The following is a 21,411-nucleotide window of genomic DNA, read 5'->3' on the forward strand; positions in this document are numbered from 1 at the left end:
TCAGCTCTTGTACGCCTTGGCCGCGTCGGACTCCAGCTTCGCTTGAGTCCCCGCGATGTCCTTCGGGTTCTTCAGGAAGTCCTGGAGGGTCTTCCACTCGCCCTTGCCGGGCGTCCCGCCGAACGACTGCGGCGCCTGGTCGGACATGTCGAACCGGACGGAGTCACCGGCCGCGACCAGCGCCTTCGCCATCGTGCGCTGCACCTCGTTCGGGTACGCGGCGGCGTCCAGGGCCTTGTTCGGCGAGATGAACCCGCCCTGCTCGGCCATGATCTGCGCGGCATCGGTCGAGGCCAGCCAGGTCAGCAGGGCCTGGGCGCCCTTGCCGTCCTTCAGCGCCACCGCGGCGTCGCCGCCGGTCACGACGGGGGACTCGGCGCCGACCGCCGGGAACGGGAACACCTTGGCGTCCGTCCCGATCTTCGCCTTCGTCTGCGCGATGTTGACGCTCACGAAGTCACCCTCGTAGACCATCGCGGCCTTGGGCTGGTCGCCACCGGTGAACGTCTGGGTGACCGAGGCCGGGAACTCCGTCTGCAGGGCGCCGTCGGCGCCGCCCGCGATCAGCGACGGCTTGCCGAAGAGCTCCGCGAGCGTGGTCAGCGCTGCCTTGACGGAGGGGTCCGTCCACTTGATCTTGTGCTGGGCCAGCTGGTCGTACTTCTCCGGACCGGCCTGGGAGAGGTAGACGTTCTCGAACCAGTCGGTGAGCGTCCAGCCGTCCGCGCCGCCCACCGAGACCGGGGTGACACCCGAGGCGGAGACCGTCTCGGCCGTCTTCAGGAAGTCCTTCCAGGTCTTCGGCTCGGCCGCCCCCGCGTTCTCGAACGCCTTGGCGTTGTACCAGATCAGGGACTTGTTGGCGGCCTTGAAGTAGACGCCGTACTGGGTACCGTCCACCGCGCCGAGGTCCTGCCAGACCTTGGAGTAGTTCTTGGCCAGCTGCGCCTTGGCCTCGTCGCCGACCGGCTTCGCCCACTTCTTCTGCGCGGCCTGCTGGATCGCGCCGACCTGCGGGATCATCGCGACGTCCGGCGGCTGACCTCCCGCGATCTTCGTACCGAGGAAGTTGACGATCGGGTCCTGCGCCGGGACGAAGGTGACCTCGGCGCCCGTGCGGTTCTCGAACTCCTTGAGAACCTTGACGAAGTTGGCCTGCTCGGCACCGGTCCACACGGCCGCGACCGACAGCTTCTCGCCGTCCAGCTTGGGCAGTGTGACGGACGAACTCTGCTTGCCGTTCCCCGAGCTCTTGTCCGACTTGCTCTTCCCGCCGCCGCCGTCGTCACTGCAACCGGTGAGGGCCAGGGCGCCGACGGCGGTGAACACCGCGGCGGCCCTGCTGATCCGAAGGGTTGTGCGCATTGCTTCCCCGTCTCTCACATCGTTGTGTGCGCACAGTCCTACGCCGGGCGTTCGGGCGCCGCAATACCGCTTCTCGTGTCAACTCCTTGATCGTGATGGGCTCGTGACGTGATGTCAGTGGATGTCCGGACCCGCTCTCGGTCAGCTGTGGACGGGCCCGAGCGGGGCTATGGGCTCGGCGTTCACCGAACGGGCCGCCCACTCCAGGGCGCTGGCCAGCAGCGCCAGGTCGGTGGGTCCGTTGCCCAGTTCGCGGACCGGGCGCCGGGTCGGCGGATCGCCCATCCGCTCCCACTCCAGCGGGACGACGGTGGGCCGCAGCGTGGCGGTACGCGGGATGCGCCCGGTCACCCGGCCGCCCTGGAACGGCGTCACCCGCCCGTCCGGATGCCCGAGCCTGCCCCGTCCGGGCGCCGGGTCCTCCGGCGACGGCGGGACCATCGGGGCGTCCAGCACGATGCGCAGCCGGGCCCCGTGGGCCAGGTCCGTGTCCTCCGTGCGCTCCGGGCGGGCGGACGCCGCGACCAGGTGGACGCCCAGCCGGCCGCCCTCCCGCGCCACGGCCTCCAGGGCCCGCACCACGGAACCCGCGGCGGGGCGGCCGGGGCTGCCGAGCGCCGGGGCGACCAGCGCGTCGAAGTCGTCGACCAGCACGACGAGCCGGGGCAGTGGGGAGGGCCCGGGGGCCGAGGACGGGGCGGCGGGGCGCAGCCGGAGCGTCCCGCTCATCGGGGCGTCCACGTCACCGCGCTGTTCCGCGGTGCCCGGCGGGCGCTGGCCGACCATCCGGCGCGCCACCTCGTGGCGGTGGTGCCATTCGGCGAAGTCGTACGGGCCGAGCAGCTCGGCACGGCGCTTCAGCTCGCCGCCCAGCGCCTGGGCGAACTCCCGCATCCGCACCGGGTCGGACGCCACCAGGTGCATGAACGCGTGCGGGAGCTCGGTGCAGGGGCCGAGGCCCTCGCCCCGGTCGCCGCCCGCGCCGTCCACCAGCAGGATGCCCAGCAGGTCGGGCCGGGCGGCCGCGGCGAGCGAGGCGGCGACGGCCCGCAGCAGCTCCGTACGTCCGCTGCCGGCCGGTCCCTCGATGAGGAGGTGGGGGCCCTCCTCCGCCAGGTCCACGCTGACCGCGCCCCGGGGCCCGGCCCCGAGCACCACCACGGGCCGCCCGACGGCGGCGGGGGTGCCTTCGGCCGGGGCCGGGGCGGCCGGGGGTGTGTCGGTGCGCGTGTCGGTGCCCTCCGCGGCGGGGTGCCCGGCCGTGGCGGCGCTCCCGGCGCCCCGGGCGGCGATCCGGGGGGTGTCACCGCCGCGTGGCCCGCTGACCCGGTTCGAGCCGCGCCCGGATCCGGCCGTACGCAGACTGTCGGCCCCCTGGACGTCACCGTCGCCGGGGTACGGGGTACGGCCCGAGCCATGGGTGTCGTCGGGGGCGAAGGGGTGGCCCGGGGTGCCGATGTGGGTGGCGTTCTCACTGCCGGGGTACGGGGTGCGGCCCGAGCCGGACGCGTATCCGCCCGTGCCGCCCGGGCCCGGAGAACCGCCCAGCCGCTGGGCGCCCACCCGGGGAGCCGTGGAGCGCGGATACTCCGTACGGCCCGAGCCGGGGGTGTCCGGGGCGGAGCCGCCCGCCCAGCGGCCCGAACCGCGCACCGTCGCACCGGGCTGGTCGTCCGCGGTGGAGGCCCAGCGGGCCATCAGGGAGGCCGGGGTGGCGCGGGCCAGGCCCAGCTCGTCGAGCAGCCGGGCGGTCGTCGGCAGCGCGGCCGCCGCCGGCCGGCCGGCGGCGGTGGCCGCGCCCTCCGCCCGCAACGGGGCCAGCGCCCGGCCGAACCGCTCGGCCCAGTGCGCCGACACCGCGTCCACCGCGGCGACCGTGCCCCGGCCGGCGGCCCGGCCGTCCGCCGTCCGCAGCAGCCGCAGGGCCGTCGCCACGTCGCCGCTCAGCATCGCCACCGCCCCGCACTCGCGGAACGCGATGGAGGCGTGGCAGGCGGCCTCGTACGTCGCCGCGACCGGAGAGGTGGGGGTGGCGGCCGGGGTCTCGGCCAGACAGATCAGATGGATGCCCGCCGCGGCACCGGCCGCGGCCAGCCGGGCGGTGTTCTCGCGCAGCGCCGCCGAGCCCGGGTCGCCGTCGACGATCACCACGGTGTACGCACCGGTGTACCGCTGCGCGGCCTCGGCGATCGTGGCACGGTCCTGGCTCGCCCAGCCGGGCCCGAGCGGCCCGTCGTCCAGCCGGCGCACCAGCTCCGTCGTACGGGCGTCCGCCTGCTCGCGGTCGTACGCGAGGAGCAGCCGGCACTCCTGGCCGTGCATCGGCCGCAGATGGGGCAGCCAGCCGAGCCAGGCCCACTCGCGCCTGCGCTCCTCGGCGCTGCGGGCGCGGTCCGTGCTGATCAGCACGATCTCCAGATCGGCGGGGGAGTGCAGCGCGGCGAGCTGGGCCACCGTCGAACGGGCGAGGCCGGCGAGCCGGGTCCGCGGCCCGGCGAGGCCGAGCGAACCGGCCTCCCGCAGCCCCACCGTCACCGGCACGGCGGGCAGCTCGGCCCGGTCCGTCGTGCCCAGCCGCACCACGAGCGCCTCGGGGTGGGCGGTGCCGCGCTCCCACAGCCGGGGGCCGGGCCCGAGCGCGGTCAGCAGCACGGCCGCCGGATCCGGCCAGACGCTCTGCGCGGCGGGACCGGCCGGCGCCGCGGGGGCGGCCGGGAACAGCGGCTCGGCCGCGCCCGTCCCGTCGGGCGTCGCCTCGTGGACGGGCTCGCCCTTGTTGCCTGCGAGTCTGCGGGCCCAGGCGCCGATCCCGCCCCGCCGGGGCGACTCCTCGCCCGGGGCCGCCCGCCCGCCGCCGGTGCGCCCGTCGCCGTCCCCGTACGCGTGTCCGGAACCGGGCCCCTCGTCGGGGTCAGGGCCGGAGCCGGGGGAGACCGCCGGGGCGTACTCGTGGCCGGAGCCGTGCTCCTCGGCCGGGCGGCCATCGGCACCGGCACCGGCTGCGGCCAGCGTGCCGCACACCCGCAGATGGCCCTCGCCGTCCGGTGCCGTGGCCAGCGCCGGAGCGGGTGCGCCGGAGGTCAGCCGGAGCGTGGACTCGCCGAGCCGCAGCAGCGCACCGGGCTTCAGCCGGACCGGCCGGTCGCGGACCGCCGCGCCGTCGAGCAGGGTGCCGTTGGTGGAGCCGAGGTCCGCCACCGAGACCAGGCCGTCGGCGGAGACCGTCACCGCGCAGTGCAGCCGGGACACGTCGGGGTCGTCGATCGGCACGTCCGCGTCGGCGGAGCGGCCGATCCGGATCTGCCCGCCGTGCAGCAGATGGACCCCGCCCGCGTCCGGCCCCGCGACCACGTGCAGCCGCGCCGGGACGGCGTCGTCCACCGCCTCGTCCTCGCCCGGGACCTGGAGCGAGAGCACCGCCCCGTCCACCAGCGGCGGCTCACCGAGCGCGCACCGCTGCGCGTCGAGCCGCTCGCGCCCGGCGAACAGCACCACCGCGCCGCTGCCGAGCGAGCCGTCCGGCCCCAGGACGGCGGCGGCCAGGTTGGACGCCACGGTGGCGAGTGCCGTCCCCGACGGGGCGGTGACCAGCACGTCGCACGCGCGTGCCGGGGTCTGGCCGCTGCGCGGCGCGAGGACGGTCAGCCGGATCTGCATCGCCGTCAGCGGTCCCTTCTGCGCGGGGCGCCGGGCAGGGGAAACGGCCTGTGATTCCCCCCACCCGGCACGGACGCGTCGTCCGGTACAGGTTCGTCACGTGCCGCGGGGCTCCCGACCCCACAGTCCGTGCTGGAGGCATCCTCGCACCTGCCACTGACAACACGCCCGGCGGTCAGGGCTAAGTGATCTTGAAACGTCGGCTGTGCGCCCATAAGTGCCTGCTTGAGTGCCTGCTTGAGTGGCCGCCCGGAACGTTGCCGGCGGTGACGGAGTCGTTCCGGAAGAGCCCCCGGGGCCGCGCGTCGCACGTGTGTGCGGCAACCATCCGCCCGATGTGAGCGTCTTGTTCCGCAACCGGTCGGTGCCGCCTCGGGGCGGCACCGGCCGCGGTGGGCGACGCGGAGGGCGGACGATCCGGTCGGAGCGGTCCGGCCCCGCCGGCCCACCCCGCACCGGGGCATGCCGCCGGATGCCGCCCGGCCGCCCTCCTGGCGTCGACGGCGGTTTGACGGCAGGCCCTAGAGTTGGGCCCGAACTCCCGGGCGGATCCGGGAGAACCGTAAGCACCACGATCTGCAGGGAGCGCATGACGTGCGGCCGGTAGGCAGCAAGTACCTCCTGGAGGAGCCGCTGGGACGCGGCGCCACCGGCACCGTCTGGCGTGCCCGCCAGCGGGAGACCGCGGGCGCCGAGGCGGCCGTCGCGGGTGAGCCCGGCGAGACCGTGGCGATCAAGGTCCTGAAGGAGGAGCTCGCCAACGACGCCGACGTCGTGATGCGGTTCCTGCGCGAGCGCTCCGTGCTGCTGCGGCTCACCCACGAGAACATCGTGCGCACCCGAGACCTGGTCGTCGAGGGGGACCTCCTCGCCCTCGTCATGGACCTGGTCGACGGCCCCGACCTGCACCGCTACCTCCGCGAGAACGGCCCGCTCACCCCGGTCGCCGCCGCGCTGCTCACCGCGCAGATCGCGGACGCGCTCGCCGCCAGCCACGCCGACGGCGTCGTCCACCGCGACCTGAAGCCCGCCAACGTCCTGCTCGACGAGCGCGACGGCCAGATGCACCCGATGCTCACCGACTTCGGCATCGCGCGCCTGGCCGACTCCCCGGGGCTCACCCGGACCCATGAGTTCGTCGGCACGCCCGCCTACGTGGCGCCCGAGTCCGCCGAGGGCCGCCCGCAGACCTCCGCCGTCGACATCTACGGCGCGGGCATCCTGCTCTACGAGCTGGTCACCGGCCGTCCGCCGTTCGCCGGCGGCACCGCCCTCGAAGTGCTGCACCGGCACCTCAGCGAGGAGCCCCGCCGCCCCTCCACCGTCCCGGCCCCGCTGTGGACGGTCATAGAGCGCTGCCTGAGCAAGGACCCCGACCGGCGGCCCAGCGCCGAGAACCTGGCCCGCGGCCTGCGCGTCGTCGCGGACGGGATCGGCGTGCACGCCAGTTCCGCCCAGATCGCCGCGGCCGACGGCGTGGGCGCCCTGCTCGCCCCCGACCCGGCGCCCGCGGCCGTACCGCAGACCCCCGGCGCGGCGGACCCGACACAGGTGCTGCCGAGCAACGCCGGCTCGTACGACCCGAACGCCGCCACCAGCGTCATGCAGCACGCCCCTGGCCAGGGCCCGGGCGGGCACGCCGACCCGACCTCGGTCCTGCCGCCCGTGCCGCCGCGCCCGGACGGCCCCCCGCAGCCCGAGGACGCGCACCCCTGGCAGTCCCAGCTCCGGGCGGCCCGCGACCGCAACGAGCAGACCCAGGTCCAGTACCTCGACCCGGGCCAGGACCCGCTGCGCCGCCGCCCCCAGCGCCCCCAGCCTCAGCAGCAGCCGCCGCAGCGGAGGCAGCAGCCGCCGCCTCAGCAGTACCAGCAGCCGCAGCAGCAGTACCCCCAGCACCAGCAGCAGTACCAGCCGCAACCCCAGCCCCAGCGGCAGCAGTACGCGCCCCCGCAGCAGCCGGCGCCCCAGCCGCCGGCCCCGCGCCAGCCCCGCGAGCCGAGGCAGCGCAGCGCCAACCCGATGCGGATCCCCGGCCTCGGCTGCCTCAAGGGCTGTCTGTTCACCCTGGTGCTGCTGTTCGTCGCGGGCTGGCTGATCTGGGAGCTGACCCCGCTGCAGGACTGGATCGGCCAGGGCAAGAGCTACTGGGACGCGATCACCGACACGGTCTCCACCGTCACGGACTGGATCTCGAAACTGGGCGGCGACGACGGCGGTGGCAGCACCGGCAGCGGCGGCGGCACCAACCCCTGAGCACGGCCGCGGCACAGGCCCTCGGGCACGGTCACGACACCCGCCCCGAGTGGCCGCAACACCATCAACTCTGTAGCTATATCGACTTCCGCGGGCCAGTTTCCACCGCATATCGCCCGCGGAAGTGAAGGTTGGCGCCATCCCGGGCACTCAACCCCCCGGCCGACGCGTAACTTTGTCGACCGGGGGTCATGAGCGACGGTCCATCGCCAGCCGCTGAGGGAGCAGTCTTGGCACGGAATATCGGCAGCCGGTACACCGCACACCAGATTCTGGGGCGCGGCAGCGCCGGCACGGTCTGGCTCGGCGAAGGGCCCGAGGGCCCGGTGGCCATCAAGCTGCTCCGCGAGGACCTCGCGTCCGACCAGGAACTCGTCGGCCGCTTCGTCCAGGAGCGCACCGCCCTGCTCGGGCTCGACCATCCGCACATCGTCGCCGTCCGCGACCTCGTGGTGGACGGCAACGACCTGGCCCTGGTCATGGATCTGGTACGCGGCACCGACCTGCGCACCCGCCTGGACCGCGAACGCCGCCTCGCCCCCGAGGCCGCCGTGGCGATCATCGCGGACGTCGCCGACGGCCTCGCCGCCGCGCACGCGGCCGGGGTGGTCCACCGCGACGTCAAGCCGGAGAACATCCTGCTCGACATGGAGGGCCCGCTCGGCCCCGGCGGCTCGCACCCCGCGCTGCTCACCGACTTCGGCGTGGCCAAGCTGATCGACACCCCCCGCCGCACCAAGGCCACCAAGATCATCGGCACGCCGGACTACCTGGCACCCGAGATAGTCGAGGGGCTGCCGCCGCGCGCCGCCGTCGACATCTACGCCCTCGCCACCGTCCTGTACGAACTCCTCGCCGGCTTCACGCCCTTCGGCGGCGGACACCCCGGCGCCGTGCTGCGCCGGCACGTCACGGAGACCGTCGTACCGCTCCCCGGCATCCCCGACGAGCTCTGGCAGCTCCTGGTCCAGTGCCTGGCCAAGGCCCCCGCCTCCCGGCTGCGCGCCTCCGAGCTCGCGGCCCGGCTGCGCGAGCAGCTCCCGCACCTGACCGGCATCCCGCCGCTCGACGTGGACGAGCCGGACACCGAGCCGGAGCCCCCGGCCTACGACGAGCAGCAGTACACCCCCGCCCCCGAGGAACCCCGCCGCCGCGGCGCGGTCCCGCTGGTCCCCGGCTCGTCCGCCGACTCCAACCGCGACACCCACACGAGCATGCGCGTCCCGGCCCCCGACGAGCTCTCCGGCGGCCCCCGGGGCACCGCCAGGGCCCCCCGCTCCCCGGGCACGCCCCGCCCCGGCTCCGCCCGCAACAAGTCCGCGGCCGTCCGCAAGCGCCGCCTCACCCTGGGCGCCGCGGCCATGGTGCTCCTCGTGGCGCTGGGCGTGGGCGGCTGGCTGGCGCTGAGCGACGACGACGGGGACGCACCCGCGCGGGAGACGGGGAACTCGGCGCCGGGCACGCCCTGACCGAGGGCTCGGCGAGGCGGCTCCCAGCGGCCCCGGAGCGGTCCCCACAGGCGCCCGGGGCCCGGTCGCGGGGTCCTGATCATGCGGCCCGAGGAACGTCCGTGCCGACAGCCGTTACGCTGGACCCGTGGCAGTCGTCGATATTTCCGAAGAGCTGAAGTCCCTCTCCTCGACCATGGGGTCGATCGAGGCCGTCCTGGACCTGGATGCGCTGAGGGCGGACATCGCCGCGCTCGAGGAGCAGGCGGCAGCGCCTTCCCTCTGGGACGACCCGGAGGCGGCGCAGAAGATCACCAGCAAGCTTTCGCACCTCCAGGCCGAGGTCCGCAAGACCGAGGCCCTCCGCGGCCGGATCGACGATCTCGAAGTCCTCTTCGAGCTCGCCCAGGACGAGGGCGACGCCGACGCCCTGGCGGAGGCCGAGTCCGAGCTGGAGTCGGTCCGCAAGGCGCTGGACGAGATGGAGGTCCGTACGCTCCTCTCCGGCGAGTACGACTCCCGCGAGGCGCTGGTCAACATCCGGGCCGAGGCCGGTGGCGTGGACGCGGCCGACTTTGCCGAGAAGCTCCAGCGCATGTACATCCGCTGGGCCGAGCGGCACGGCTACAAGACCGAGGTCTACGAGACGTCGTACGCGGAGGAGGCCGGCATCAAGTCGACCACCTTCGCCGTCCAGGTGCCGTACGCCTACGGCACGCTCTCCGTCGAGCAGGGCACCCACCGGCTCGTCCGGATCTCGCCCTTCGACAACCAGGGCCGCCGTCAGACGTCCTTCGCGGGCGTCGAGGTGCTGCCGGTGGTCGAGCAGACCGACCACATCGAGATCGACGAGTCCGAGCTGCGCGTGGACGTGTACCGCTCGTCGGGCCCCGGTGGCCAGGGCGTCAACACCACGGACTCCGCGGTCCGCCTGACCCACCTCCCGACCGGCATCGTCGTCTCCTGCCAGAACGAGCGCTCGCAGATCCAGAACAAGGCATCCGCGATGAACGTCCTCCAGGCGAAGCTCCTCGAACGCCGACGCCAGGAGGAGCAGGCCAAGATGGACGCCCTCAAGGGCGACGGCGGCAACTCCTGGGGCAACCAGATGCGGTCGTACGTCCTGCACCCGTACCAGATGGTCAAGGACCTGCGTACGGAGTTCGAGATGGGCAACCCGGAAGCGGTCTTCAACGGCGAGATCGACGGCTTCCTGGAGGCGGGCATCCGCTGGCGCAAGCAGCGGGAGAAGTAGGAACGGCAAGCGTTCACGGCGGTGCCGGAAACCCCGCGGGGTTTCCGGCACCGCCGTTTTCCGTCGGCCGCACGAGGCCGCTCCCGAAGGGGAGTTGGGGCTCCTGGTTGCGCGGGAGCTGTGGCGAGTGCGTCACAGTCGTGACTCCGTATGAAGGCCAATTGCGAATAGAGCGGTGCATATTGCACGGAACGGCCTTGACGTAGTCCTTAACTGTGGACAGGGTGCTAGAGCAGCATGCGTATGTCTGGGACGGGTGTGAACGGGGGCGGGCGGCATGACCACGGCTCCAAGTGGCGCTGCTCGGAGCGAACCCCGCAGAGCCGGGGCCCGCATATGGCTGCTCCACTGACGAGATCAGCTACTGGGGGTAGCAGCACATGACGAAGAAGACGCGACTGCGCGTCGCGCGGATCGCCGCAGGTGCGGTCATCGCCGCCGGCGCCTCGCTCACTGCCGCCGGTGCGGCATCGGCGGTCGGCATCGGTGTCGACCTCGGCGGCATCTCCGCGAAGGCGGAGGTCGACGAGGGCAGCCTGGGCGTCGAGGCCGGCATCAAGGGCCCGCAGGGCAGCACCGACGGTGGTGACGCCGGCGGCGGTGTCGACGCCGGTACCGACGCCGGCACGGATGCCGGTACGGATGCGGGCACCGATGCCGGTACGGACGCGGGTACGGACGCCGGTACCGACGCGGGTACCGACGCCGGCACGGATGCCGGTACGGACGCGGGCACCGACGCGGGCACGGATGCCGGTACCGACGCCGGTACGGATGCCGGTACGGACGCGGGCACCGACGCCGGTACGGACGCGGGCACCGACGCCGGTACGGACGCGGGCACCGACGCCGGTACCGACAACGGCGGCCAGGCCAACGGCGGCAACGGCAACAACGGTGGCAACGGCAACAACGGCGGCAACGGCAACGGCGGCCAGGACAACGGCGGCAACGGCAACGGTGGCCACCAGTCCGGCGGCAACGGCAACGGCGGCACGGACAACGGCGGCACGGACAACGGCGGCACCTCCGGCAACGGTGGCACCACCGGCTCCGCCACCGGTGGCGACGACGCCTGCACCGTCGACCTCGACGGCGCGAACTGCGCGGACAACACCACCCCCGACTCCGCCGGCAACCAGCCGGTCGAGCAGGGCAAGGGCAAGGACGAGCTCGCCGAGACCGGTGCGGCCGAGACCACGTTCCTGCTGGTCGGCGCCGCGACGATGATCGCCGGGGGCATCGGCTTCCGGGTCATGCCGCGCCTGATGGGCGGCCGCACGGTCGCCTAGGGTCACCTGCGGTAACAGATAGGCACACAGAGGGGCCCGGGACGCCGATCGGCATCCCGGGCCCCTCCGCGTACACGTCCCGACGCCTGTGGGCGGTCGGCCGGAGCGCGCGGCTACGCGGTCTGGTGCGCCAGCAGCGCCAGCGCGCCCAGCAGCACCACCAGCAGGGCCACCAGCATCGCCGGGTTCAGCCCGGCGAACATTCCCTGCCCCTGTTCCTGCTGCAGCCGCGCACGGCTTGCCCGGCACACGGGGCAACGGCCCTCGTTGACGGGCGCCGCGCAGTTCGCGCACACCAGTCGGTCATAGGTCATGCGCTTTCCTCCTCCCGCGCGGCGGAGCCGCATACGCCTTCTCTCCGCACAACGCTCATGGAAACGCAACCGTTCCCCCTACCACTGTGCCAGCTCGCGCGGATTTCGGCGCGGCCCGCCGGACATCACCCGATCCGTAGTGCTTCGGACCCGCTTCGGACCCGCATCCAGCCGGTCCCGTTCCGCCATAAAACGCCCATCCTCGGACGCGCGCCTGCACGCCTCAGTCCGGGTCGCGTATGGTCACGCACACCTACTCCCGGCCGACCGTGGTGCATCCGTGATCCGATTCGACAACGTCTCCAAGACCTACCCGAAGCAGAGCCGTCCCGCTCTACGGGATGTGTCTCTCGATATCGAGAAGGGCGAGTTCGTCTTCCTGGTGGGCTCATCCGGCTCCGGCAAGTCCACCTTCATGCGACTCATCCTCCGCGAGGAGCGTGCCAGTCAGGGCACGGTCCACGTCCTGGGCAAGGACCTTGCGCGCCTGTCCAACTGGAAAGTGCCGCACATGCGCCGCCAGCTGGGCACCGTGTTCCAGGACTTCAGGCTCCTGCCCAACAAGACCGTTGCGGAGAACGTGGCGTTCGCGCAGGAGGTCATCGGCAAGCCGCGCGGCGAGATCCGCAAGGCGGTGCCCCAGGTTCTCGACCTGGTCGGCCTCGGCGGCAAGGAGGACCGGATGCCCGGCGAGCTCTCCGGTGGTGAGCAGCAGCGCGTGGCGATCGCGCGGGCGTTCGTGAACCGCCCCATGCTGCTGATCGCGGACGAGCCGACCGGCAACCTCGACCCGCAGACCTCCGTCGGCATCATGAAGCTGCTGGACCGGATCAACCGGACCGGCACCACCGTGATCATGGCGACCCACGACCAGAACATCGTCGACCAGATGCGCAAGCGCGTCATCGAGCTGGAGAAGGGCCGTCTCGTACGCGACCAGGCCCGCGGCGTCTACGGCTACCAGCACTGAGCACCGAGCATTGAAAGGACGCCATGCGCGCCCAGTTCGTCCTGTCGGAGATCGGCGTCGGCCTCCGTCGCAACCTCACGATGACCTTCGCCGTCGTCGTCTCCGTCGCCCTCTCGCTCGCCCTGTTCGGCGGCGCGCTGCTCATGCGCGAGCAGGTCAGCACGATGAAGGACTACTGGTACGACAAGGTCAACGTCTCGATCTTCCTCTGCAGCAAGAGTGATGTGACCTCGACGCCCAAGTGCGCCAAGGGTGCTGTCACCAAGGAGCAGAAGCAGCAGATCGAGTCCGACCTCGAAAAGATGGACGTCGTCGACACGGTCACGCACGAGTCCGCCGACGAGGCGTTCGACCACTACCAGGACCAGTTCGGCGACTCGCCCATGGCGAGCAACATCACGCCGGACCAGATGCAGGAGTCCTACCGGGTCAAGCTCCACGACCCCAAGAAGTACAAGGTCGTCGCCACTGCCTTCGCCGGCCGTGACGGGGTGCAGTCCGTCCAGGACCAAAGAAGCATCCTGGACAACCTCTTCGAGCTGATGAACGGCATGAACGTGGCCGCCCTCTTCGTCATGGCGCTGATGCTGGTCATCGCGTTGATGCTGATCGTGAACACCGTCCGGGTGTCCGCGTTCAGCCGACGGCGCGAGACGGGCATCATGCGGCTCGTCGGGGCCTCCGGCTTCTACATCCAGATGCCGTTCATCATGGAGGCCGCGTTCGCCGGTCTCATCGGCGGTGTCCTGGCCTGCGTGATGCTGCTGGCCGGCCGGTACTTCCTGATCGACGGCGGCCTCGCGCTCCAGAGCAAGCTGAATCTGATCGACTTCATCGGCTGGGACGCGGTCTTCACCAAGCTGCCCCTGGTCCTGGCAATCGGCCTTCTGATGCCCGCCGTTGCCGCGCTCTTCGCGCTCCGCAAGTACCTCAAGGTGTGACAAGCGCCCCCTCGGCGCATGGTCAACCGGCCGTGCGCCGAGGGGGCGTTGTCCTAGACTCGGCGACATGTCGGGCCCCGCGCAGTGTTTCGGGCCCCGCGGCGTGCGCCGCGGGGCGGCTCTGACATTGGTCTTCGCGGGTGTGCTGGCCACCGGGGCGGTCACCGGCTCGCTGCCGCGCGGCAGCGCGAAGTCCGAGGCCTTCGCGAGCCGTTCCGTCGCCTCCACCGTCGACAGCGACGAGGTGGCCGACGCCGCCGCGCGGGCCGTGGCCGACGGCAAGTCCGGCAAGGAGGCGGCCGAGGAGGTCGTCAGCCGCAGCGGCGACCGCTGGGGCGCGGTGTACGACGAGCGGCAGTACGAGGAGTTCGAGCAGGCCCTGGACGGCTCGTACACCGGTGTCGGGATCGCCGCGCAGCGCTCCGCCGACGGGCAGGTCGAGGTGGCCCGGGTGCAGCCCGGCGGCCCCGCCGACCGGGCCGGCATCGAGCCCGGGGACCTGCTCCGCACGATCGACGGCCACCGGGTCGACAAGCGCCCCGTCGCCGAGGTGGTCGCCCTGCTGCGCGGAGACCGTACGGAGGCCGCCGCGGGCTCCACCGTCGTCCTGGGCGTCGCACGCGGCGCCCGCCTGCGGACCGAGACGCTGCGCCGGGCCAGACTCACCACCGACCCCGTGACCGTGCGACGAATCGGCCCCCCTCGCTCCGCCGCCTCCTCCTCGTCCTCCCCCTCGTCCTCCTCCGGGGCCGTGATGATCGAGGTCGACTCGTTCACCAGGGGCTCGGGCGCCAAGGTCCGTGACGCGGTCCGGGACGCGCCGTCGGACGCCGGAGTGCTCCTGGACCTGCGCGGCAACTCCGGCGGCCTGGTCACCGAGGCCGTCACCGCCGCCTCCGCCTTCCTGGACGGCGGCCTGGTCGCCACGTACGACGTGCACGGTGAGCAGCGCGCCCTGTACGCACAGCCGGGCGGCGACACCGACCGTCCCCTCGTCGTCCTGGTCGACGGCGGCACGATGAGCGCCGCCGAACTCCTCACCGGCGCCCTCCAGGACCGGGGCCGCGCCGTCACCGTCGGCTCACGGACCTTCGGCAAGGGCTCGGTCCAGATGCCGAGCAAGCTCCCGGGCGGCTCGGTGGCCGAGCTGACCGTGGGCCACTACCGCACCCCGGCCGGTCGCAGCGTCGACGAACACGGCATCACCCCGGACCTCGCGGTCGGCTCGAAGGCCGAGCAGCGGGCCGAGACGGTATTGAGTGGCCTCGGGGGTGGGTCGTAGTGCGAAAATGGCCGCACTATGGCTAAGGAAAAGGACACAGGGCGCAAGCTCATCGCGCAGAACAAGAAGGCGCGGCACGACTACCACATCCTCGACACCTACGAGTGCGGCCTCGTGCTCATGGGCACCGAGGTCAAGTCACTGCGGCTGGGCCGGGCCTCCCTGGTGGACGGCTTCGTCCAGATCGACCGCGGCGAGGCATGGCTGCACAACATCCATGTGCCCGAGTACGTGCAGGGCACCTGGACCAACCACTCGGCCAAGCGGAAGCGCAAGCTGCTGATGCACCGGGCGGAGATCGACAAGCTGGAGTCGAAGTCGGGCGAGACGGGCCACACGATCGTGCCGCTCGCGCTGTACTTCAAGGACGGCCGGGTCAAGGTCGAGATCGCCCTCGCCAAGGGCAAGAAGGAGTACGACAAGCGGCAGACCCTCCGCGAGAAGCAGGACACGAGGGAGACCAACCGCGCGATCGCGGCGGCGCGCAGGCGCCAGCGGAGCGCGTAGCGTCCGGCTCCGGCGGCCGGGGGCAGGAATAGGCTGGCATCGTCGCGCGTTGGTCACGTACGATGGCACTGCACCTCACAGCAGGTGCACGCATTGAAAACAAAACATGGGGATGATCGGTTTCGACAGCGGATGTCGAAGCAGGGGAAGCGTGTCGAGGAAGCGGCAATGATCTCGTAAACCATATGTCGCAACCAATAATCGCCAACACCAAGCGCGATTCCTTCGCCCTCGCTGCCTAAGTAGCGACTTGCGAAGTGTCAGCCCGGGGGTGATCCCGACCCGGATCCTGGCATCATCAAGGGATCTAAACTTCTAGACCCGGTCACGGGGCCTAGAAGGAAATCAAACAGTGACTGAGCCCGTCGGAGACTTGTTCGCGTGATTTCCGGGGCTGAGAAAAGCGCAGCGAACTGCACACGGAGAAGCCCTGATTCTGCACCGTTGGACGCGGGTTCGATTCCCGCCATCTCCACAATTCCCATGTGAACGAGGACCCCGTTGCCCACCGGCAGCGGGGTCCTCGTTCTTGTGCCGGTCACCGTCCCCGGGGCGCCCGGACCCCGGCCGCTGTGACGGCCAGGGCCAGGCCCGCCGCGCAGACCGGTACGACGTAGCCCGTCACCCGGCTCGTGTGCTCGACCATCCAGCCGCCGGTCGCCGAACCCGCGGCGATTCCGCCCAGCAGCGCGGTCACGGCCAGCGTCATGCCCTCGTTCAACTGACCCTCCGGGGTGAGGCGTTGGACCAGGGTCATTCCGGTGACCATGGTCGGTGCCGTCGCCGCGCCGGCCAGCAGCAGGGCGCCGGCGAGGGCGAGCAGCGAGCCGGTCGAGGCGGCGGCGAGCAGGGGGAGGGACATCAGGGCCGTCATCCCCGTCAGGCAGAGCAGCAGCCGGCGCCGGATGTCGGTGGCCGGGCGCAGCGAGCCGTACAGCAGGCCCGCCACGCACGAGCCGGCCGCCTGGAGTGCCAGGATCGCGCCTCCGGCGTGGGCGATCGTGACGACCTCCATCGCGCCGAAGACCGCGCCGGTGGCGAGGAAGGCGGCGAGCAGCGCCGGCATGCCCCGGGTGCGGAGCGGGGAGCCCGCGTGGGTGCGGGGCGCCACCGGTGGTTCGGTGCCGCGCTGGGCGGCGAAGATCAGGACGCCGGTCATCAGCAGGATCGCCCCGACGAGCGTTCCGGCCTCCGGGAAGAGCGCCGCGCACAGCAGTGCGGCCAGGGCCGGGCCGAGCATGAAGCAGAGTTCGTCGGCGGCCTGTTCGAAGGAGTTCGCGGTGTGCAGGGCGGCCGGGTCGCCCCGGTGCAGATGGGCCCAGCGGGCCCGGGACATCCCGCCGGTGTTGGGGGTGGTGGCGGTCGCGGCGTAGGAGGCGAAGAGGGTCCAGGCCGGGGCGCCGTAGTGGACGCAGAGCAGCAGGGCGAGCGAGCCGAGCGCGGCGATCGCGGTGGCGGGCACCGCGATCCTGGCCTGCCCGTACCGGTCGACGAGCCGGGCCGTCCAGGGGGCGACCACCGCCGTGGCGGCGAGGCCGGTCGCGGTGACGGCACCGGCCAGGGCGTACGAGCCGCGCGACCCGGCGATCATGATGACCGCACTGACGCTGAACATCCCCATGGGCAGCCTGGCGATGAGGTTGCCCACGGTGAAGGCACGGGCGCCCGGGGTGGCGAGCAGCCTGCGGTACGGGTTGGTGGAGGCCCGCCGGGCGGGGGCGGTGCGCTGGGCGATGACCAGCAGGTCGCCGGAGACGGTGAGCAGGGGGTCGGTGGCGGGGTTTCTCTCGTACGGCATGGATCAAGCCTCCGGGCGGGTGGTCCCCGGGGTCCAACACCTTCTCCGCACCGATTGACGCATCTGTGTTGTAAATTCGGGTGTGGCCTCCTTCGCTGCTGACGACACGAGCACCCGGACGCGTACCGCCCATGCCCACACCGACCCGCGGCTGCTCGGGGCCTTCGTCGTGGTGGCCGAGGAACTGCACTTCACCCGCGCCGCCGCCCGGCTCTACATCGCCCAGCAGGCGCTGAGCCGTGACATCCGCCGGCTGGAGCGCGAACTGGGCACGGAACTGTTCGTACGGACCACCCGGCAGGTCGCCCTCACCGCCGACGGGGAGCGGCTGCTGCCGTACGCGCGGCGGGTGCTGGACGCGCACGCCGATCTCGCCGCCGCCTTCGCCGACCCGGCGGCCCGGCCGCTCTTCGTCGACCTCAACACCGACGGCATGGCGGCCGCCCGGGTACTCGCCCGGGCCCGCGAACTGGCCCCGGCCTGCGAGCTCATGGCCCGGTTCGAGAGCGGTCTGACCTGGGCCGCGGACGAGATCCTCGCCGGGCGGCTCGATGTCTCCTTCGGCCGCGCCGCCGGTCTCGCCCCCTCGGTACGGGCCCGGCTGGGCACCCAGCCGGTGCGGTACGAGCCGATGGCCGTGCTGCTCCCCGACGACCACCCGCTCGCCGCGCGCGAGACCGTCGCGCTCGACGACCTGGCCGGTGAGACCGTCTACGCGGGCGCCGGGAACCCGCGCACGAAGGAGTGGACGGACTTCGCCCGGCTGCTCTTCGCGGAACGGGGCATCGAACTGGCGCCGCCCGCCCCGCTCGCCATAGGCGTGGCCGAGTTCCAGCGGGTCATGGCCAAGTCCCGGCACCCGGTGCTCGCCGTCGTCGACTTCCCCCCGGTGCCGGGCACCGTGGTGCGGCCGCTGGTCCGGCCGGTGCCGATCTCGCCGCTCGTGCTGGTCTGGCGCAAAGGGCTGCGCCACCCCGGCCTGGACGCCTTGCGGGCGGCTGCGGACTGCCTGGGAGCCGAGGAGGGCTGGCTGGTGCGGCCCGCCGACAGCTGGCTTCCCGGGCCGGACGAGGCCCTGATGCTGACGAGACCCTGATGCCGGGGTATGCCGGGGTCCGGATGAGCCCGTGCGTGCGCGGTATACCTTCGGCGGGCCGGGTACGGGCACGGCCGTTCGGTGCCGGGTGACGTAACCGGCGGGAAATACGGGTGAACCAGCCCTGTCACGCATCATTGGCAGGCTCGCCCCTCGGCATCATCGGGCAGCAGCGGGACGAGAGCCGGGAAGACCACATGCACGAGGACGAACAGCACGGCCCCCTCGCGGGCTTCACCGTCGGGGTCACCGCCGCACGGCGTGCGCAGGAGTTCGGCGCGCTGCTGGAACGCCGGGGCGCCACGGTCCTGCACGCACCCGCCCTGCGGATCGTGCCGCTCGCCGACGACGGTGAACTCCTCGCCGCCACCCGCGCGATCGTCGACGCCGCCCCCGACGTGGTCGTCGTCACCACCGCGGTCGGCTTCCGCGGCTGGATCGAGGCCGCCGGGGGCTGGGGCCTGGGCGAACGGCTGCCGGCGGCCCTGGACGGCGCCGAACTGCTGGCCCGGGGCCCCAAGGTCAAGGGTGCCGTCCGGGCCGCCGGGCTGACCGAGACGTGGTCGCCCGCCTCGGAGTCCATGGCCGAGGTGCTGGACCGGCTCCTGGCCGAGGGCGTGGCGGGCCGCCGTATCGCCCTCCAGCTGCACGGCGAGCCCCTTCCCGGCTTCATCGAGTCGCTGCGCGCCGCGGGCGCCGAGGTCCTCCCCGTACCCGTCTACCGCTGGACGGACCCCGAGGACATCGCCCCGCTCGACCGGCTGCTCGACACCACCCTCGCCCGCGGCCTGGACGCCCTCACCTTCACCAGCGCCCCGGCCGCCGCCTCCCTGCTCGGCCGGGCCGAGAAGCGCGGGCTGCTCCCGGAGCTCCTGAGCGCACTGCGCGACGACGTCCTCGTGGCCTGCGTCGGACCGGTCACCGCCCGGCCCCTGGAGGCCAGGGGCATCGGCACCGTCCAGCCGGAACGCTTCCGGATCGCCCCGCTCGTCCAGCTGCTCTGCCAGGAACTCCCCGCCAGGGCACCGGCGTTGCCGGTCGCCGGGCACCGGGTCGAGGTCCGGGGCCATGCCGTGACCGTCGACGGGGAGCCGCGCCCGGTGCAGCCCGCCGGTATGGCGCTGCTGCACGCCCTGGCCCGTCGGCCGGGCTGGGTGGTGTCCCGTGCCGATCTGCTGCGCGCGCTGCCCGGTGGCGGCACCGACGAGCACGCGGTGGAGACGGCCATGGCACGGCTGCGCACGGCACTGGGCGCGCCCCGGCTCATCCAGACGGTCGTCAAACGCGGCTACCGGCTGGCGCTGGATCCGGCGGAGGGCGGCGAGGACCGCCGTTGAGGCCGTCCCCGGGACCGCAGCCGGGACTGCCGCCGGGACCGCTGCCGCCGATGCCCGTTGTCAGTGCCGCTTGGTAGAACGGGGGCAGGCAGGAAAGACCGGCGGAAGGGGGCCCCGTGGGTACCTGGGGCAGCGGGAATTTCGACAGTGACACGGCGGCGGATCATCTGTCGGGCATCACCGGACGGCTTGTCTCGGAGATCGAGGAGGCGATGGCCGGTGACCCGGTCGGCCTGGAGCCCGACGAGTACGACGGCGTCGCCGTGCCGTGCAACGTCGAGCTGCTGTGCCTGATGGCGGAGCAGAACCACGTCGGCGCGCGCGTGCCGGAGCCGGCGGTGGCCGAGGGCTGGAAGAAGACGTTCCTGGACGTGTGGGAGCGGACCATCGACGACCTGGAGCCCGAGCCGGAGTACAAGGAGGAAAGACGCACGGAGCTGATCCGCACCTTCGACCGGCTGGTGGCCCTGGCGGAGCAGGCGCATGCGGTGCGGTGAGGGGGCGCGGTGAGGGGGCGCGGGGCCGGATCGCGCCGGGATAGCGTGCCGGGATGACTCAAGACATCCACCGGCTCGACGCGGAGGTACGACTCCGTCCCGCCGCCCCGGCCGACGCTGCTTCCCTCGCCGTCTCGCTGACCCGCAGCCGTGCGTACATGGAGCGCTGGGAGCCCGTGCGGCCCGGCTTCTACTACACCGAGCAGGGGCAGTCGGAGCGGCTGGCCGCGATGTTCGCGGACCGCGACGCGGGACGGGTGATGCCTTGGGTGCTCGCCGACGAGGAGGACCGCGCGATCGGTGCGTTCAACCTGAACGGCATCGTGCTCGGGCCGCTGCGCAGCGGGACGCTCGGGTACTGGGTCGATGTCGAGTACGCGGGCCGCGGTCTCGCCACGGCCGCCGTGGAGCGGATCTGCGAGCTGGCCAGGGACGAGCTGCACCTGCACCGGGTGGAGGCGGGGACGGTGGTGGACAACTTCGCCTCGCAGCGGGTGCTCGCCAAGTGCGGCTTCGAGCAGTTCGGGATGGCCCCGCGCTACCTCCACATCAACGGCGCGTGGCGCGACCACTGCCTGTTCCAGCGGATCCTGCACGACGGTCCGCCCACGGGCTGAGCGACGGGCCGACCGGCCGGGGACGGGAACGAGGACGGGGGCGGGGAGGGAACGAGGACGGGAACGAGGACGGGGACGGCCACGGGGGGCTACGGGCGGACGTCCCGGGTACGCCGCGCCTCCCCGGCGGGCGGCGGCACGTCCCTGGTGCGCAGCCGTGTGTGCCGGTGCCCGTCCAGTGGCCAGGGCGGCCGCGCCGGAAGCACCTCCACGAAGCCGTACCCGCTCTTCTCCGCGACCCGGCAGGACGCCTCGTTGTCCACCTGGTGCAGCAGGTCCAGGCGTGTCAGCCCGTCCCCGGCGAACACCTCGAACGCCCAGTCGCCGAGCGCCCCGAGCGCCAGCGGCGCGATCCCCCGGCCGCGGGCGGGCGCCGCCGTCCAGTAACCGACCTCTGCGCTGCCGGTGCCCGGTGCGGGGTACTTGAGCGCCACATTGCCGACCAGTTCGCCCCCGCGATCGCGGTCCACCACCGCGAAGCTGAAGTATCTGCCGGACTGCCGGCCCTCCTGCCGCACCCGCAGCCACTGCTCCGCCTCCGCCTCGTTCCTGACCTGGGAACGCAGCGTGGCGCGCATCGCGGGATCGCGGTACGCCTCGATCAGCGCCGGGCGGTCCGCGGCCAGCCAGGGCCGGAGCAGGAGCGGGCCGGCCGAGAGGGTGGCGGCGGCGGTGGTGGTGACGAGATCGTCGTGCATTCGGACACCGTACGGCCCACGGTCCCGGACACCGTACGGCCCACGGTCCCGGACACCGCGCGGCAGCAGGGGTTCCGGGCT

17 protein-coding genes and 1 other RNA gene are annotated in these 21,411 nt (G+C 72.8%); 13 read left to right on the forward strand and 5 right to left on the reverse strand.

Features of this window, described 5'->3' with window-relative positions; all coding sequences use genetic code 11:
- Both ACFYY1_RS00045 and ACFYY1_RS00050 read right to left on the reverse strand, forming a co-directional pair.
- Complete coding sequence (locus ACFYY1_RS00045) at positions 1-1,365, reverse strand: ABC transporter substrate-binding protein (RefSeq protein ID WP_388578664.1); 1,365 nt, start codon at positions 1,363-1,365, stop codon at positions 1-3.
- Positions 1,366-1,506: 141 nt separating this feature from the next.
- Positions 1,507-5,022, reverse strand: coding sequence for an FHA domain-containing protein (locus tag ACFYY1_RS00050; protein WP_388578668.1), 3,516 nt, complete (start codon positions 5,020-5,022; stop codon positions 1,507-1,509).
- Between the two features lie 594 nt (positions 5,023-5,616).
- Between ACFYY1_RS00050 and ACFYY1_RS00055 the strand changes: the two genes are divergently transcribed.
- The 4 genes from ACFYY1_RS00055 (at position 5,617) to ACFYY1_RS00070 (ending at position 11,273) form a co-directional block, all read left to right on the forward strand.
- Positions 5,617-7,278 (forward strand): serine/threonine-protein kinase, encoded by a 1,662-nt coding sequence (locus tag ACFYY1_RS00055; protein WP_388578670.1) that lies wholly within the window; start codon positions 5,617-5,619, stop codon positions 7,276-7,278.
- A gap of 230 nt (positions 7,279-7,508) precedes the next feature.
- Positions 7,509-8,747, forward strand: coding sequence for a serine/threonine-protein kinase (locus tag ACFYY1_RS00060; protein WP_388578673.1), 1,239 nt, complete (start codon positions 7,509-7,511; stop codon positions 8,745-8,747).
- A 127-nt stretch (positions 8,748-8,874) separates the two neighbouring features.
- A complete protein-coding gene (gene prfB / locus ACFYY1_RS00065) occupies positions 8,875-9,981 on the forward strand; it encodes a peptide chain release factor 2 (protein ID WP_124723230.1) in 1,107 nt (368 codons plus the stop codon).
- Between the two features lie 380 nt (positions 9,982-10,361).
- Positions 10,362-11,273: a hypothetical protein gene (locus tag ACFYY1_RS00070; protein ID WP_388578676.1), complete on the forward strand. Its 912-nt coding sequence runs from the start codon at positions 10,362-10,364 to the stop codon at positions 11,271-11,273.
- A 113-nt stretch (positions 11,274-11,386) separates the two neighbouring features.
- Here ACFYY1_RS00070 and ACFYY1_RS00075 read toward each other — a convergent pair whose 3' ends face one another.
- Positions 11,387-11,587, reverse strand: coding sequence for a hypothetical protein (locus ACFYY1_RS00075; protein ID WP_388578679.1), 201 nt, complete (start codon positions 11,585-11,587; stop codon positions 11,387-11,389).
- Between the two features lie 280 nt (positions 11,588-11,867).
- On the opposite strand from ACFYY1_RS00075, the gene ftsE reads away from it, so the two are divergent.
- The 5 genes from ftsE to ssrA all read left to right on the forward strand — a co-directional run bounded on the left by ftsE (position 11,868) and on the right by ssrA (position 15,765).
- Positions 11,868-12,557 (forward strand): cell division ATP-binding protein FtsE, encoded by a 690-nt coding sequence (gene ftsE, locus ACFYY1_RS00080; RefSeq protein WP_388578681.1) that lies wholly within the window; start codon positions 11,868-11,870, stop codon positions 12,555-12,557.
- 23 nt (positions 12,558-12,580) lie between these two features.
- Positions 12,581-13,498 (forward strand): permease-like cell division protein FtsX, encoded by a 918-nt coding sequence (ftsX, locus tag ACFYY1_RS00085; RefSeq protein ID WP_388578684.1) that lies wholly within the window; start codon positions 12,581-12,583, stop codon positions 13,496-13,498.
- A 67-nt stretch (positions 13,499-13,565) separates the two neighbouring features.
- The gene (locus tag ACFYY1_RS00090; protein WP_388578687.1) at positions 13,566-14,780 is read left to right on the forward strand and encodes a S41 family peptidase; all 1,215 of its coding nucleotides are present in this window, start codon (positions 13,566-13,568) and stop codon (positions 14,778-14,780) included.
- 18 nt (positions 14,781-14,798) lie between these two features.
- Complete coding sequence (smpB, locus tag ACFYY1_RS00095) at positions 14,799-15,287, forward strand: SsrA-binding protein SmpB (protein WP_388578690.1); 489 nt, start codon at positions 14,799-14,801, stop codon at positions 15,285-15,287.
- A 108-nt stretch (positions 15,288-15,395) separates the two neighbouring features.
- Positions 15,396-15,765, forward strand: a transfer-messenger RNA (tmRNA) gene (gene ssrA, locus ACFYY1_RS00100).
- Positions 15,766-15,825: 60 nt separating this feature from the next.
- Here the strand turns inward: ssrA and ACFYY1_RS00105 are convergent.
- Positions 15,826-17,085 (reverse strand): MFS transporter, encoded by a 1,260-nt coding sequence (locus ACFYY1_RS00105; protein WP_388578694.1) that lies wholly within the window; start codon positions 17,083-17,085, stop codon positions 15,826-15,828.
- Between the two features lie 82 nt (positions 17,086-17,167).
- On the opposite strand from ACFYY1_RS00105, the gene ACFYY1_RS00110 reads away from it, so the two are divergent.
- The 4 genes from ACFYY1_RS00110 to ACFYY1_RS00125 all read left to right on the forward strand — a co-directional run bounded on the left by ACFYY1_RS00110 (position 17,168) and on the right by ACFYY1_RS00125 (position 20,632).
- On the forward strand, positions 17,168-18,181 hold the full coding sequence (locus ACFYY1_RS00110) for a LysR family transcriptional regulator (protein ID WP_388578697.1): 1,014 nt from the start codon (positions 17,168-17,170) through the stop codon (positions 18,179-18,181).
- A 197-nt stretch (positions 18,182-18,378) separates the two neighbouring features.
- Positions 18,379-19,518 carry a uroporphyrinogen-III synthase gene (locus ACFYY1_RS00115; protein ID WP_388581392.1) on the forward strand — a complete coding sequence of 380 codons (1,140 nt, stop codon included), beginning with the start codon at positions 18,379-18,381 and terminating at the stop codon, positions 19,516-19,518.
- Between the two features lie 116 nt (positions 19,519-19,634).
- The gene (locus ACFYY1_RS00120; RefSeq protein WP_388578700.1) at positions 19,635-20,015 is read left to right on the forward strand and encodes a DUF4259 domain-containing protein; all 381 of its coding nucleotides are present in this window, start codon (positions 19,635-19,637) and stop codon (positions 20,013-20,015) included.
- A 53-nt stretch (positions 20,016-20,068) separates the two neighbouring features.
- Entirely contained in the window at positions 20,069-20,632 is a 564-nt protein-coding gene (locus tag ACFYY1_RS00125) for a GNAT family N-acetyltransferase (RefSeq protein WP_388578703.1), read from the forward strand.
- Positions 20,633-20,721: 89 nt separating this feature from the next.
- Here the strand turns inward: ACFYY1_RS00125 and ACFYY1_RS00130 are convergent, their stop codons facing one another.
- A complete protein-coding gene (locus ACFYY1_RS00130; protein ID WP_388578706.1) occupies positions 20,722-21,330 on the reverse strand; it encodes a GNAT family N-acetyltransferase in 609 nt (202 codons plus the stop codon).
- Between the last annotated feature and the right edge of the window lie 81 nt (positions 21,331-21,411).

Source organism: Streptomyces sp. NPDC001890 (genome assembly GCF_042891445.1).
GTDB lineage: Bacteria > Actinomycetota > Actinomycetes > Streptomycetales > Streptomycetaceae > Streptomyces.